The organism is Spinactinospora alkalitolerans (assembly GCF_013408795.1).
Lineage (GTDB): Bacteria > Actinomycetota > Actinomycetes > Streptosporangiales > Streptosporangiaceae > Spinactinospora > Spinactinospora alkalitolerans.
Window position 1 is genome coordinate 6,292,540 of record NZ_JACCCC010000001.1, and the last position, 13,532, is coordinate 6,306,071.

Below are 13,532 nucleotides of genomic sequence, written 5' to 3' on the forward strand. Positions count from 1 at the left end.
ACTCACTCGCGTCGTTTCCAAGGTAATGGAGGTGGGAGGGGTCCCGCGAATCCTCGGCCCGGCAACCTCGGGCCGGGCGCCCACGGGTGCAACCCGGACCGGCCCGGCAACGTCTGACCCCGGTACCCGCCCGCATCGCACGGGCGCGCAGGCGGCCGCGGGACGGCCGGGACCAGGGACCCGACGAAGGATGAGACGCAGATGAACGACGCCCCGAGCACGCAGACCCCGCAGCGCCGTTGGTTCGGCCCCGGCCTGGAGGAACTGGGCGCCGCCCATGTCGCCGTGGCGATGGAGCAGGTGCCCGTGTTCAACGACTACCAGCCCATGGGGGACTGGCACGTCGACGTCGAGAAGAGCACGTTCCGGCAGGGCGACGTCACGGTCGGGATGGCCCCGCTCGGCACGTTCGGCACCGACGGCAGCTGGCTGTGGGCCTGGGCGAACGAGCACATGCACCCGCCCGGCTCGCCGCGCCTCGCTCCGGTCCTCGCCCTGCGCAACATCGGGGAGCGGCACGACATTCCCGAGCTGGTGACGCCGCGGCTGGAGCTGTCGGAGTTCGCCGACCCGAGGATGGCCGCCGAGCGGCTCTCCATCGCGGCCATGGGCGCGCTCGGCGCGCGCGGGTACGGCGGTGTGACGGCGAACACGGGCGCGCGCTTCTACATGGTCATGAACGACCCCGCCATCCCCGCCGCCGAGTTCGACGCGGTCACCCTGCCCCGCATGATCATGCAGGCCCTGGAGGTCTTCCCGCACGACCACCGCGCCACCGCGACCGGCTACCTGAACCGGCACGGCTTCCGCGTCAAGCACTCCCCCGCGGGCGGCATCACCGCCGAACGCCCCGACTGCGCCGTGCAGCTGGAGTTCGACGACCAGGGACGGCTCGGCAACATCTCGGTGCAGCCGTCACCGGGCAACCGGGAGGGCTCCGCCGGGGCCTGAGGCCGGTCCCGTCTTCAGTGGATTGCCCGGCCACCGGGGGTTGTGAACCCCGACCAAAGGGCTCGCGGAGAACGGGCGGCCCGCCGTGCGGCCGAAGGCCCGTAAGCCGGGTGCCCGGCTCCGCGCGAAGCACACCGGACGCCCTGTACTCCGGGCCGAAACCACGGTGTCGGCCCGGAGCGAAGGCAACAGGTCCGCTTCGCGCACGGGTGCGACGTCCACCTCAAGGAGCCTTCGGCCACACGAGAGAACCGCACCCGCACGAGCCCCCTCCTGCGGCTGAGGTGACAGACCCCTGGGGGCAAGCCCCCTTCAGACCCTCCTGAGGCGGGCCTTCAAAACCCCGGAGGCCAGGGCTTGCCCTTAGAGCTAGAAGCCGGGCAGCCCCGGCATTCCGCCTCCGGGCATGCCTCCTCCGGGCATGCCGCCCAGGCCCTCGGCCAGCGGGCCCATCTTCTGCTGCTGAAGCTCCTCGACCACGCGCTCGGCGTCGCGGATGGCCGCGAGCACCAGGTCGGCGATGGTCTGCGCGCTCTCGGACGCGTCGTCGGGGTCGATGGCCTTGGGGTCGATCTTGATGTCCTCGACCGTGCCGCGCCCGCTCACGGTGACCGTGACCAGCCCGCCGCCCGAGGTCCCCTCGACCTTGGCCTCGTCAAGCTCCTGCTGGGCGGCCATCAGCTGCTGCTGCATCTGCTGCGCCTGCTGCAGGATCGCCTGCATGTCCATTCCGCCACCAGGGTTCACTGTCACTCCTCGCACGCGTTGTCCGTCCCCTGCGAGCGTAGCCGCTCACCGGCCGGGAGGCGCGTGCTCTCAGGGCGGGACGGCGAGATCGGCGACGACCCCGAAATGGTCACTCGCCCAGACGCCGCCCACCAGCTCGTCGAAGGCCGGCGCGCAGGCGGACACCTTCAGCGTCGGCCCGCGGTCACCGCAGCGCACGAGGACGTAGTCGATCCTGCGGCCCTGCTCCAGCGGCATCTCGCCTGCGGTCACCAGCGGATTGCGCGGCGAGAAGGTGGGGCCGGGGTCTCCGGGGCGCGCGCTCTCCCAGGCGTCCAGGTAGCAGACGCCGGCGCCGCTCAGGGACTGCCGACCGGTCCAGAAGCGCACGCTGGTCGGACGTACCGGCATCGTAGGCGGGCGACACACCTCATACGCGGCGAACCGGAACGCGGACTTCGGCGTCATCCCTCCGGAGTCGGGGTGCGCTCATATAGTGGGCTTCGCCTATACCGCTGCCTCACGCACCCACCACGGAAGTTCCCATGCGCCTGCCTCGTTTCGAGACTTACCTGAAGGACCTGCTCACCGGCGATGCCTCGCCCTCGATCACGTCCGTGCAGACGTTCGCGGAGGCCGATTACGCCAAGCGCCCCCACGGGTTCCGTCTCCAGTTCGCGAGCGGCGGGCAAGCTTATCTCCAGCTGGTGCGCACCTCGCCCTCGGACGGCTCCGACCAGCGCCCCGAGGAGCCGATCGTGGAAGGTGAGCCGCCGACGCCCATCGAGCCGCGGCCCCTGCCGGACGGTGGCGGGCAGGTCCGCACAAGGGACCTGGAGCAGTACATCAAGGCGCTGATCACGAACTCCGGTAGCACGGAGCTCAAAGACACCGAGGGGTATTCCGAGGCTCCGGCCGAGTCCGGCCAGACCTACGGCGTGCGGGTTTTCTTCCACTCCGGCGCGGCCATCTACATCTTGTTCGTGCACACCCTGCGATCGGGGCAGGGACCGTCCGCGGACACCGAGTTCAAGGTGCTGGAGGCCGTATGAGGATCCGCAGACTGCCCGTGGTACTCGAAGCCGGTTGCCCGGAATGCGGTGCCTATGTGGGTGACGTCGCGACGACGCCGCCGCACCAGCCCCAAGGCAGTCGAGGGACTTGCCCGGGCAGTGGTCGACCGACGGTGTGAACCACGGCAAGGCCCCCGGTCTCCGGGTGCGGGGCCTTGCCGTTCGGAGCCGCTCGGGCTACACCGCGTTGTGGTCGACCTCGTCGATGACCTTGCCGCCCAGTTCGGTCTCGATCAGGGCGAAGCCCGACGGGGCGGGGGCGCCAGGCTGCTCACCGAGTGTCCTCATCGACGGAGCGACACGGCCGTACGGATTCCCATGGAGATGAAGGGGATCAGGACGGCGAACGGCACGAGAAAGGTCAATGCCACCTGATTGAGGAACGGTGCGAGCAGGATGGTGAGTGCGCCGACCGCCATCATGATCCAACCGCCGACTCTGTGCGAGGAACGCCAGGCTTCGAGAAGTCGACGGCTCTCCGGAGAGGATGACCGCGGCCGGCCAGAGGCGATCTTCGGCAGAAAATTGCCGACCACGGCGATGAGCGCACCGAGTGCGATGGTCACCATGGTCATGACGGGGATCTGCTGCCCCGCGTAGAAGAGCAGAACGGCGACATGGACCGTGGTGAACACGGGAGAGAGCACGATGAGGATGAGGTTGTGCCGCATCGACTTGTTTCGCCGGCCGCCGCCGAATTGGTGACCGACCCCCCGCTCGACCAGGCCTTCGAGTCGGAACGAGAGCGGCAGCAGCCCGGCGACCAGAATGAGTGCGGCCGGTGTGGCCAGAGAGATAATCCACCTGGGCACCTCGGTCGCTTCTCGGTACTCCGTCTCCCGCCGCGTAGTGATGAGCTCCGGTAGCCGGTCCCATAGGGACCATGTCATGGCGAGCATCGCGGCGATACAGAAGAGTGTGACGAGTGCACCGCTACGGAGCGACGGTGCGTTCGCATCGAGGGTGTCAGCGGGGCTCGGCAAGATGTCATCGCCTTTCTCCACGTCGTGTCCCGTGGGCTCTTTCCTACTCATCTCGGTTCTGCCGCGTGTCCGCACCGGCACGCACCAGGCTCAGCAGCGCGTCCAGCACATCTTCCAGCACGGTCGTGTTGATCCTGTAGTGAATGGACGTTCCTTCACGCTCGCCGATGACGATGTCGGCGGCCTTCAAGACGTTGAGGTGTCCGGACAGTGTGGGCTTGGCCAGCTGCAGCTCACTCGCCATCTGCCCGGCGGTCACGTGATCCCGGTCCCGGAGTATGCGCAGCACAGCACGGCGAGATGGATGCGCCAGCGCCTCGTAAGCCTTGTTCCTGGACACTACTTTGGTCCTTCTTTTATTCGGGAATAAAGAAAATACCAGCCGGCAAGCAGCGGGGGCCAAAATGTCCTCACGCGTCAGCGAGGGCGGGAGTCACCGCATAGGGTTCCAGCAGCTCGCGGAGAACTCCCGGGCCCTATCGGAAGCGTATACAAAACTACAGGTCAGGCGGAAGTAGGCCGGTTAACCGGCAAGCCGTCCATCCAGTCCCACGCCACCGTCAACATGATTCCACGTCCGGATCCGGTCAGATATTCAGGCTCCATGGAGCGCAAAATCCTAATCTGCCCTCTTAGCGTTCTATTTGACTCCGCAGACCGAACAGAGATGATCAACTAGGAGCAGAGAGTGGAACTCCATTACTTTGAGTATTGCTTCGCTGATCGTCTCTTCTACGATGAGCCAAATAAGTGGAACGCCGATCAGGACGGATAAGACCAGACTCGGACACCTCCACCCTCGGGATGGGTAACCGGCGTAAAAGGACCTTGGTTTCACTACACATCCCGATCTTCCCGACTACCCAAGCAAGGGTGGAAGATTCACGTATCAGCGAGCAAGGATACCGCCCAGGAAGTCCTCAACACAGTCTCGGAATACTGTCTGGACAAGGGCGTTGCCTTCAAATTCCTGGTGAATGAGTCAACACTCATCGCACGCAATATCAAATACCGATCCTCAGGGGCGCGCCGAAGTACTGGACCTCATCACCGGGCTGCGGAAGACGGTCACCGTCATCTTCTCCAGCCACCTCCTCTCCGATGTCCAGCGCGTCTGCGACGACGTCGGAGTGCTGCGGGCGGGCCGACTGGTCTATCAAGGGGCGATGTCCGGGCTCGTGCAGCAACACGTCCGGCCGTCTTGGCGAATCCAGGTACGGGGTCCGGCAGAGCGGTTGCACTCGGTGCTGGCCCGGGAGTCGTGGGTCCGCCGTATCCGGTCTCCACGGGAGGACACCGTGCTCGTCGACGCGGAGTCGGTGGATGCGGGTGAGGTGGGAATACCGGCGGCTGTGGCAGCGGCCGGGCTCGGCCTGACAGCTTGGTCCCCGAGGAGGCCGATCTTGAGTCGGCGTTCCTGTCGCTTGTCGGGGAGGAGATCGAGTGATGCCTGGCCTGTGGCGGCTTGAATGGCTCCGCCTGTTCCGGGCGCATAGATGGATTGCCATCGCCGCCGTCTACATGGTGTTCGGCTTCACGGGTCCCTTTCTGGCGAAGTACGCGGCGGAGCTCTTCGCCGGTACAAGTCCAGAAGCGCACGTGGAGTTGCCCCCGCCCACACCTGCTGACGGTGTGGAGGCCTACGTCGACAATGGGATCGGCCTTAGCATGCTGATCACCGTGATCATCGCGGCGGGAACCATGGCGGTCGACGCCCGCCGACCGCTCGCGCTCTTCTACCGCACCCGCGTGCGCCACCCCCGCGATCTGGTACTCCCGCGCTACACGGTACTGACGATCGGGGTAATCAGCGCCTACGTTGCCGGGGCGACCGCGGCCTGGTACGAAACAGCGGTGCTCAATTGAAGCATTCGCCGTTTCGGTCACAGCCACCATCGCCTGCCTGGCTCTCGCAGTATGGCGCATGGGGAAGCGGGAGGCCTGACTCGCAGGGATCGCCACGAGTCACCAGGCGCGCCATTCTCCTCACGTCATTTGACAGACCGGTCCCTCTGGCCGACCTCCGTATGCGGCAGAGCGGACATCTGACGTCATCGGCAAGAGTTCATCGCTTTGAACAGAACCCGACCGGACGGAACGGGAGACGGTTACACCGCGTTGTGGTCGACCTCGTCGATGACCTTGCCGCCCAGTTCGGTCTCGATCAGGGCGAAGCCCGACGGGGACGGGGCGTCGGTGGCGTCGAGGTCGTTCTCCGGGTCGGGGATGTCGGGCCCGGGGTCGGGTTCCGGCGGGGGCGGCTCCCGGTCGACCACCGGGGGCGGCTCCGGCGCGGACGGCGGACGCGCGGGCTCCTGCGGTCCCGTGGGCGTGCGTCGGGGCTCCGGCGGGGCGGGCGCCGGAGACGGCGGGGCGTCCCAGTCCGCGGGCTCGGGCGCGGGCGCGGCGGGCCGCTGCGGCGCCGGGGGCGGCGGCGCGCCGTTCGCCGGGACCGCCGCCACCCGCATCTCCACCCGCAGCACGTCCTGGATCGCGCCCTGGACCACCTGGTCGCTGCCGCTGTTGGAGAACCCCTTCGCGTCGTTGGGGCGTTCGAAGCCGAGCTGGGCGATGTTGCCGTCGACCCCGACGATCCGGACGTTGTTGCCGGTGAGGATCATCCAGGTGAACCGGCGGCGGCGCTTGACCGCCTCCAGGATCTGCGGCCAGGCGCCTTGCAGCGTCCCGGCGTCGACCTGCCCGGAGGCGGCCGGGGGCGACGACGGCGCCTGCGGCGCGGGCTGCGGCGCGGGGGCCGGGCTCGCCGCGCGGTCGGGGAGGTCGCCCCACCCGTCGCCGGCGGGCGGCGCGGAGCGCTGCGGCGCCGATCGGGCGGGTTCGGCCCGGGGCGGCTCCGGACGCCGCTGCGGCGCGGGGTCGTCGGGCCGATCGGCGGCTGGGGTCGGGCGCTGCGGGCGCGGCTCGGCCGGTGGCGGCGGGGCCGCTGCGGGTGCGGGCGGCGCCGGTGCGGGCGCAGCGGCTCCGGCGGCCACCCGGCGCTCCAACTGCTCCAGCCGGGCCGTCAGCGCCGAACCGTCGCCGCCGCCGGCCTCGGCGCCGGGCAGCAGCACACGCGCGCACAGCAGTTCCAGCAGCAGGCGCGGGGACGTGGCGCCGCGCATCTCGGTCAGGCCCTTGTTCAGGACCTCGGCGGCGCGGGTGAGCTCGGCGGTGCCGAGCCGGGTCGCCTGGTCGCGCATCTGCTCCACGGACTCCGGCGAGACGTTGATCAGGCCCTTGTCCAGCGCGTCGGGAACGGCGGCCAGCACCACGAGGTCGCGGACGCGCTCCAGCAGGTCGGCGGTGAACCGGCGGGGGTCGTTGCCCCCCTCGATCACGCGGTCGATCAGGCCGAACACCGCCGCGCCGTCGCGCGCGCCGAGCGCGTCGACCATCTCGCCGAGCAGTCCGGAGTCGGTGTAGCCGAGCAGCGCCACCGCGCCGTCGCGGGTGATGCCCTGCTCGTCGGAGCCGGCGAGCAACTGGTCGAGGATGGACAGCGAGTCGCGCGCCGAGCCCCCGCCGGCCCGCACCACGAGCGGCAGCGCCGCCGGGTCGAACGGCACGCCCTCCTCGCTGAGGACCTCCTCCATGAGCTCGCGCAGCGTGCTCGGCGGGATCAGCCGGAAGGGGTAGTGGTGGGTGCGCGACCGGATCGTCCCGATGACCTTCTCGGGTTCGGTGGTGGCGAAGACGAACTTCAGGTGCGGCGGCGGCTCCTCGACGAGCTTGAGCAGCGCGTTGAAGCCCTCGCGGGTCACCATGTGCGCCTCGTCGATGATGTAGACCTTGTAGCGCGAGCTCACCGGCGCGAAGAAGGCCCGTTCGCGCAGGTCGCGGGCGTCGTCGACGCCACCGTGGGATGCGGCGTCGATCTCGATGACGTCGATGCTGCCGCCGCCGTCGGGCGCGAGCGCCACGCAGGAGTCGCACGTCCCGCACGGATCGGGAGTGGGGCCCTTCTCACAGTTGAGCGAGCGGGCGAGGATCCGGGCGCTGGAGGTCTTGCCGCAGCCGCGCGGGCCGCTGAACAGGTAGGCGTGGTTGATCCGGCCGTTGCGCAGCGCCTGGCGGAGCGGGTCGGTGACGTGCTCCTGCCCGCGCACCTCGCCGAACGTCGCAGGCCGGTACTTGCGGTACAACGCGATGCTCACGGTGCGCTCACTGCTCCCTCCGCGGACCGGCACGGTGTGGCCGCATGCGTGACCGCGGTCGCGGTCACCGGCCTCATGGTCGCATCCACGCCACCCATTGAACCGCGAACCGACGACAGCCAGGGCGGCTTTCGCCGACCGCCGACCGCGAGCGCCCGGACGCGCGGACCTCGGGGGCGCCCCGGAAAACAGAAAGACCCCCCGCGCACCCGCCAGAGCTTACTTATCCTTGCTGCCTTCCGGCCCTGGGGAGGTTCATAAGGTGACGCCGCGCGAGGGGCTGTCCATGAGTCTATAGGGTTGCGGCCGCTTCGTCGAAACAGCGCCGCGGCGCCGGCCCCGCCCCGCCCGTCCGCGCTCGGACCCGCTCGCGGCGCTCCCGCAAACCCGTTCGCGGCACCCCGTGGCGGCATGTAGAGTTGTTCGCGGAGGATTCGCCTAGTGGCCTAGGGCGCACGCTTGGAAAGCGTGTTGGGGGCAACCCCTCACGAGTTCGAATCTCGTATCCTCCGCACCGCCTGAACAGGCAGCGACGAAGGCCCCGACCGGTGATCCGGTCGGGGCCTTCGTCGTGTCTCGGCCTCAGCCGCCGTTCAGTCCGCCGGGACCCGGCGGGTCGAAGTGAGGTGATCCGCCCGGTCCAGGCCGGCGACCATGTCGCCGCCGATCGCGGAGCAGCGGCTCGCGATGCCGCGCGGTCCCGTCCCGTGGACGCCGTTGGTCCGGAGGACGCCGTCGTTGCGCACGCGCAGCGCCACGAGGCTTTTCGCCTGGCTCAGTGACAGGTGGATCTCGGTGGCCCTGCTGTGCGTCAGGGCGTTGGTCACCGCTTCCCGGATCGCCAGGGCCAGGACCTGCTCCGTCTCGGCCCGCACCGAGTACGGCCCGATATCGGTGACGAGGTCGACCGGCACGTCGGCGAGGAGCGAGCGCGCGTGCACCAGCTCCGCCTCACGGGTGGTGGTCCACGAGGACGCGATGGCGGACCGGACCTCGGAGCGCGCACTGCGCGTCAGCATCACCGGGGATCGGCTCGCCATCCTGCAACCCCGGTTGATCGGAGCCCATGCGGGGGATGATCTCGCCCTTGAGCGCGATGGCGGTGAGCGTCCGGCCGAGGATGTCGTGCACGTCCGCGGCGATCCGGCCCCGCTCCTCCGCGAGCGCGCTCCGCTCCGATGACCGCCGGTCCCGCAACCGCTCGTGGACGATGTCCACGAGCCGCGCCAGGACGTAGGTGCCCACCATGGCGGCCGTGTGGCAGGCGGCCCAGTGCAGGGCCTTGTCCAGTGGTAGCGACAGCAGAAGGGCGAAGGGCAGAAGAGCCGCGGTGACCACGGCCGCCACCGCCCATCCGATCCGGGGCCGTAGCACGACGAGGGCCGTGGCGGTCAGCGGTCCCGTCATGCCGTGCCACAGCCATCCACCCGTCAGCAGCAGAAGGACGGACAACGCCGTCTGCGCGGCGAGGAGCCGGCACCGCCCCGGTAGCGCGCGCAGGCGAGCCGTCCGGTGGACCTGCACGGCGAAGGCCGCCTGCTTCAGGGGAGTCCTCGGGCCCTTCGGGGGTCAGGCGACGGGCCGCTCCCGGATCAGCTCGATGTCGTCCAGGTCGAGCCACTGACCGGACGGGTCCTGGTCGACCATCCGGTCGGTCCAGCGCAGCCGAACGCGGCCCGGGCGGACTTCGACGAGCTCGGCCTCCCGCCATTCCGCCTCGTCGAACGTCAGCACCCACCACGGTTCGGCCAGGCACGACAGCCCTCTCGTGTGGAGGGTGTCCAGCGCCTCCTCGCGGCTCACGACGTCGCCCAGGGGCGCACCGAACGTCGTCGTGGCCCGCCACCCGCCCGAGGTCGGGACGAGGCGCCCCAAGACCTGGCCGTCGTCACGGGTGACGTCCTCCGGTGTCGGGAAGTCGGGCCGCATGTCCCGGATCGCCGCGCTGATCTTCGCGGTCGACTCCCGGAGCCAGGCGATGCCCTCGCGCTCGGTCTCGCTTCCGGTGTACGCCTCGGGCGCGGCCAGGCGTCCCCGCACCCACGTGTGGCGCAGCGACTGCGTCGCCTCGATGTTCGTCGTCGCGTCTCCGTCGACGAGGACGAGGTCCGCCCGCGAGCCGACGTCGAGCCGCCCCCGGTCCGCCAGACCGAAGACCTCGGCGGGGCCGGCGGTGGCCGCGGTCAGCGCCTCGGTGGGCCGCAGCCCCGCCCTGACGAGGTGCTGGAGCTCACGGTGCAGGCCCGCCCCGAACACCAGTCCGGGGTTGGGCGCGTCCGTGCCGGCGAGTACCCGCACCCCCGACTCCATCAGGGCGGCGGTGTTGTACCGCGCCGCGGCGCCGTCCGGTGGCTCCGGCGGCGTCCACCGCGTCGACTGGGCGACCAGGACCCTGCGCCACCGCGGCGTCAGACGGGCCGCGAGCTCACGCTGAGCCAGCAGCGGCATGACACCGTCCGGACCCGGGAAACCGTCGATGACGCCCAACGTCGCGATCATGGAGACCCCGATGCCGGCCACGTCGCGGATCTCACCGTCCGACATGCGGTCGAACGGCGCATGCGCCAGCACGTCGACCCCGCACCGCGCGACCGTGACCGCACCCGACGCCGTCGAGGCGTGCGCCACCACCGGGAGGCCGTGCCGGTGGGCCGCCTGCACGAGCGCCTCGATCGTCGCGCCGTCCAGCGACGGGATGTCCAGCATGGCGCCCGAGCCGTCGTCGTAGATCACCTTGATGTGCGTGGCGCCCTCAGCCATCCGGGACTCGACGAAGGGCCGAGCCTCCGCCGGCCCCGTGACGTACGGGAAGGGCGAGTACGCCATCGTCGGGTGGCCGTTCGGCGCCGTCGCCCCGATGCTCGACGTGCGCAGGTCGGCCCGGACGGGCCCTTCCCCTCGTGCGGATGCGGTGATCGCGGCCACTTCCGGGTCGATGACTTCGGGCTTGCTGAACTGGTCGATCAGCGTCGTGACGCCGAAGGCCGCCGCGAGCTGGGTGCACCCGGGCAGCAGGTGGACGTGCGCGTCGACGAGGCCCGGCAGCAGCGTGCCGCCGCGCCCGTCGACGAGAGCGTCACCGGCGCGGGCGATCGCGGCGCCGCCCAGGGCGTCGATGCGTCCGTCCGCGACGCGCAGGTGGGTCGCATCGGCGATCCGATGACCGTCGAAGACGCGGACATCGGTGATGGTGAACGGTTGATGTGTGCTCATGCCGACGACGGTAGAAGTTGACGTAACGAGAAGGTCCAGCGATTAGTCTCTCGGCATGGAGTACTCCATCAGCCAGGTCGCCCGAATGGCGGGGATCTCGTCGAGGACGCTGCGGCACTACGACGACATCGGGATCCTTCCGCCCGCGCGCGTTTCGGCGAACGGCTACCGCTGGTACGGACGCCCGGAGCTCCTGCGCCTGCAGCGCATCATGCTGCTGCGAGAACTGGCGATGCCTCTCGGTACCATCGCGGAGACGCTCGACGGCGAGACCGACGAGCTCACCGCGCTGCGCCGGCACCGCGAACAGTTGACCGCCGAGAGGGACCGTCTCGACCGGATCCTCGACACCGTCGACCGCACCGTCGCCGACCTCTCGGGCGGGCGACCCGTCAGCGATGAGGGTTTCTTCGTCGGACTGGCCGAAGCCAAGGACCGCCTCCGCGAGGACCTCCGAGCTCGGTACGGCGAGAACGTCGACGGCCACTTGGCCAGCGCCGAGCTCGCCACGAGCGGGTGGACCCGCGAGGACCACGAGCACGCCGCCGAGGAGGGACGGCGCCTGTTCGCCCGCATGGCACGCGCCCGCAGACGCGGTGTCGCCCCTGACGACGAGGAGGCGCTCGATCTCATGGTCGAGCACTACCAGGGGGTCCGCGCCATGTGGCCGGCCGACGCTGCGGCCTACCACGCCCTCGGTGACCTCCTGATCGATAACCCGGAGCAGCGCGCCATCATCGCCGCCGTCGATCCGGAGCTCCCGCCCTGGCTGTCGGCGGCCGTTCAGGCCTATGCCGTGCGCAGGCTCGGCCACGTGGAGGGCTAGTGTCCCGAGTCCGGGGCCCGGTGCTCGTCCCGTTCGGGCGGCGCGGGTACGGCGTACGGCGAACGATCGCGCCCGCGCCTGGGACCCCTGTCTGCGCACCCTCCCGGCCGGTCCGCGACCGCGCATGGTCGGGCGCCTGCTCAACGGGTCCGCCTACATCCTGCCGGCGGTCATCCCGGTACCGAACGGGGGGCAAGGCGGCCTTCAGCCGAAGGCCCGGCGGGGCTCTCCTATTCCAGCGAGAGCCGGACGACCGCGTGGTCGGCGCCGGCTTCGACGACCCTTATGGCCACATCGTTGAGGTAGAGCGCCGACTCCTCGTCGAACGGCGCCCCCATGCTGGACGACATCATGATGCCGGGGCCGTACGCGGTGAAGGACACCTGCTCCTGGTCGGCCGCCTCGACCACCAGCCGGTCCATGCCCTGGGTCCCGCCCATGGGGATCTCGTCGCCCTCCTCGATCCTGACCTCGCAGTCGGCGTCGGCGCAGGCGTCGAGATCGGTGCCGCCGGCCGCCTCCGACGGGCCCTCAGGGGCGGGCGAGGCCGTGGCGCCGTCGCCGGCCGGGGACGCCGCGGCACTGCCCGCAGCCGAGCTCGGGCTCGCCGGTTCCGGGCTCGCTCCGCCGTCTGCTCCGGCACAGCCGCACAGCACGGCGGCCAGGGCGCCGGACACGGCGGCGGAGGCGGCGATCCGGTGAGGGAGGGTCGTGGTCATGGCGCCTCGTCCAGGGTTCGGCCGCGCTTTTTCCGAGGGGCGGACGAAGCCGCGCGGCGGTCGCGTCGTCACCGGAGAGCCCTTGTCCCGGAGCGCCCACCACCACGCCGCCCCGGCCGCCTCCGGCCCCGTACCAGATTGGCACGGGATCGGAGGATGCGCACTCGGTCTCCGGATATTCACCCTGAGTTCGCGATTTTTCACCGCCCCGTGTTCCGCGTTCCCCGCGGCCGCTCGCGGGAAAGACGCGGCGCGCTGTGCCACGGCCGGGCCAGGCACATCCGGATTTCCGTGGAATTCAGTGGGAGCGGCCGCCGCTCGTGCGGTCCGCGGGCGGGGCCGCGTCGATGATCGCGGGGAAGAGGCCGGGGAATCGCTCCTCGATCTCGTCCCAGCGGAGACGGCTCAGCCGGGAGGTCCCCTGCAGTCTGGTCGACACCACGCCGCTGTCGCGCAGTATGCGCAGGTGATGGGAGACCGTGGACCGGTTGACGGGAAGCTCCAGAGAGCCGCAGGAGCCCTCCCCCTTCTCCATGAGAAGGCGGACGATCTGCAGGCGCGTGGGGTCGGCCAGCGCATGGAGCAGAACACCGACGTCAAGGGTCGCGAGGTCCGGCTGCGGCAGCCAGGTGAACTCCGCACTCGTCTCGGGAAGAGAACTCACGCTTTCATCGTCTCCCTCCGCTTGTTACGATGCCCATCGTAATTATGGACAACGATCGTAATTATAGATCACCGTCGTCATAAGAACCGGCGACGGGCCTCCATGCCCGAACGGCTCCCGGCCTCGGTACAGGTCGCCGCCTACCTCGATCGCGCCCATGGCGGCATGCGCATGGCGACATGGGCGTACCCCCTATGTACGACCATCGACCGTGAGGAAAATT

The 13,532-nt window shown here is 69.9% G+C and carries 15 protein-coding genes, 1 tRNA gene, 1 other RNA gene and 1 pseudogene; 6 read left to right on the top strand and 12 right to left on the bottom strand.

Features of this window, described 5'->3' with window-relative positions:
* Positions 1 to 201: 201 nt before the first annotated feature.
* Positions 202 to 951 carry a DUF6882 domain-containing protein gene (locus HDA32_RS28180; RefSeq protein ID WP_179646029.1) on the top strand — a complete coding sequence of 250 codons (750 nt, stop codon included), beginning with the start codon at positions 202 to 204 and terminating at the stop codon, positions 949 to 951.
* A 369-nt stretch (positions 952 to 1,320) separates the two neighbouring features.
* Here the strand turns inward: HDA32_RS28180 and HDA32_RS28185 are convergent, their stop codons facing one another.
* Entirely contained in the window at positions 1,321 to 1,680 is a 360-nt protein-coding gene (locus tag HDA32_RS28185; protein WP_179647012.1) for a YbaB/EbfC family nucleoid-associated protein, read from the bottom strand.
* Positions 1,681 to 1,767: 87 nt separating this feature from the next.
* Positions 1,768 to 2,088 (bottom strand): exonuclease/endonuclease/phosphatase family protein, encoded by a 321-nt coding sequence (locus tag HDA32_RS28190; protein WP_179646030.1) that lies wholly within the window; start codon positions 2,086 to 2,088, stop codon positions 1,768 to 1,770.
* Positions 2,089 to 2,222: 134 nt separating this feature from the next.
* Here HDA32_RS28190 and HDA32_RS28195 point away from each other — a divergent pair, with 134 nt between their 5' ends.
* Positions 2,223 to 2,729, top strand: coding sequence for a hypothetical protein (locus HDA32_RS28195; protein WP_179646031.1), 507 nt, complete (start codon positions 2,223 to 2,225; stop codon positions 2,727 to 2,729).
* Positions 2,730 to 3,034: 305 nt separating this feature from the next.
* Here the strand turns inward: HDA32_RS28195 and HDA32_RS28200 are convergent, their stop codons facing one another.
* Positions 3,035 to 3,754 (bottom strand): SdpI family protein, encoded by a 720-nt coding sequence (locus HDA32_RS28200; RefSeq protein ID WP_179646032.1) that lies wholly within the window; start codon positions 3,752 to 3,754, stop codon positions 3,035 to 3,037.
* Between the two features lie 22 nt (positions 3,755 to 3,776).
* Positions 3,777 to 4,073 carry a metalloregulator ArsR/SmtB family transcription factor gene (locus tag HDA32_RS28205; protein ID WP_179646033.1) on the bottom strand — a complete coding sequence of 99 codons (297 nt, stop codon included), beginning with the start codon at positions 4,071 to 4,073 and terminating at the stop codon, positions 3,777 to 3,779.
* A 501-nt stretch (positions 4,074 to 4,574) separates the two neighbouring features.
* On the opposite strand from HDA32_RS28205, the pseudogene HDA32_RS32235 reads away from it, so the two are divergent.
* Positions 4,575 to 4,697, top strand: a pseudogene (locus tag HDA32_RS32235) (class III lanthionine synthetase LanKC N-terminal domain-containing protein); the annotation flags it as partial.
* Between the two features lie 40 nt (positions 4,698 to 4,737).
* On the opposite strand, the gene HDA32_RS28210 reads toward HDA32_RS32235, so the two are convergent.
* Positions 4,738 to 4,923, bottom strand: a complete 186-nt coding sequence (locus HDA32_RS28210) for a hypothetical protein (RefSeq protein ID WP_179646034.1) — start codon at positions 4,921 to 4,923, stop codon at positions 4,738 to 4,740.
* A 256-nt stretch (positions 4,924 to 5,179) separates the two neighbouring features.
* On the opposite strand from HDA32_RS28210, the gene HDA32_RS28215 reads away from it, so the two are divergent.
* Positions 5,180 to 5,599 (top strand): hypothetical protein, encoded by a 420-nt coding sequence (locus tag HDA32_RS28215; protein ID WP_179646035.1) that lies wholly within the window; start codon positions 5,180 to 5,182, stop codon positions 5,597 to 5,599.
* 242 nt (positions 5,600 to 5,841) lie between these two features.
* Here the strand turns inward: HDA32_RS28215 and HDA32_RS28220 are convergent, their stop codons facing one another.
* Positions 5,842 to 7,887, bottom strand: coding sequence for a DNA polymerase III subunit gamma and tau (locus HDA32_RS28220; protein ID WP_179646036.1), 2,046 nt, complete (start codon positions 7,885 to 7,887; stop codon positions 5,842 to 5,844).
* A gap of 189 nt (positions 7,888 to 8,076) precedes the next feature.
* Positions 8,077 to 8,172: signal recognition particle sRNA small type (gene ffs, locus HDA32_RS28225), an RNA gene on the bottom strand.
* Between the two features lie 142 nt (positions 8,173 to 8,314).
* Between ffs and HDA32_RS28230 the strand changes: the two genes are divergently transcribed.
* Positions 8,315 to 8,399 (top strand) — tRNA-Ser (locus HDA32_RS28230).
* Between the two features lie 81 nt (positions 8,400 to 8,480).
* On the opposite strand, the gene HDA32_RS28235 is transcribed toward HDA32_RS28230, so the two are convergent.
* The 3 genes from HDA32_RS28235 to HDA32_RS28245 all read right to left on the bottom strand — a co-directional run bounded on the left by HDA32_RS28235 (position 8,481) and on the right by HDA32_RS28245 (position 11,100).
* Entirely contained in the window at positions 8,481 to 8,906 is a 426-nt protein-coding gene (locus HDA32_RS28235) for a sensor histidine kinase (protein ID WP_179646037.1), read from the bottom strand.
* Positions 8,839 to 9,339 carry a histidine kinase gene (locus HDA32_RS28240; RefSeq protein ID WP_179646038.1) on the bottom strand — a complete coding sequence of 167 codons (501 nt, stop codon included), beginning with the start codon at positions 9,337 to 9,339 and terminating at the stop codon, positions 8,839 to 8,841. Before HDA32_RS28240 ends, HDA32_RS28235 begins: the two co-directional genes overlap by 68 nt.
* A gap of 117 nt (positions 9,340 to 9,456) precedes the next feature.
* Entirely contained in the window at positions 9,457 to 11,100 is a 1,644-nt protein-coding gene (locus HDA32_RS28245) for an amidohydrolase family protein (RefSeq protein WP_179646039.1), read from the bottom strand.
* Positions 11,101 to 11,155: 55 nt separating this feature from the next.
* Here HDA32_RS28245 and HDA32_RS28250 point away from each other — a divergent pair, with 55 nt between their 5' ends.
* Positions 11,156 to 11,926: a MerR family transcriptional regulator gene (locus HDA32_RS28250; RefSeq protein WP_179646040.1), complete on the top strand. Its 771-nt coding sequence runs from the start codon at positions 11,156 to 11,158 to the stop codon at positions 11,924 to 11,926.
* A gap of 230 nt (positions 11,927 to 12,156) precedes the next feature.
* Here the strand turns inward: HDA32_RS28250 and HDA32_RS28255 are convergent, their stop codons facing one another.
* Together HDA32_RS28255 and HDA32_RS28260 are read right to left on the bottom strand one after the other, a co-directional pair.
* The gene (locus tag HDA32_RS28255; protein WP_179646041.1) at positions 12,157 to 12,645 is read right to left on the bottom strand and encodes a hypothetical protein; all 489 of its coding nucleotides are present in this window, start codon (positions 12,643 to 12,645) and stop codon (positions 12,157 to 12,159) included.
* Between the two features lie 298 nt (positions 12,646 to 12,943).
* On the bottom strand, positions 12,944 to 13,309 hold the full coding sequence (locus tag HDA32_RS28260) for an ArsR/SmtB family transcription factor (RefSeq protein ID WP_179646042.1): 366 nt from the start codon (positions 13,307 to 13,309) through the stop codon (positions 12,944 to 12,946).
* Positions 13,310 to 13,532: the final 223 nt, after the last annotated feature.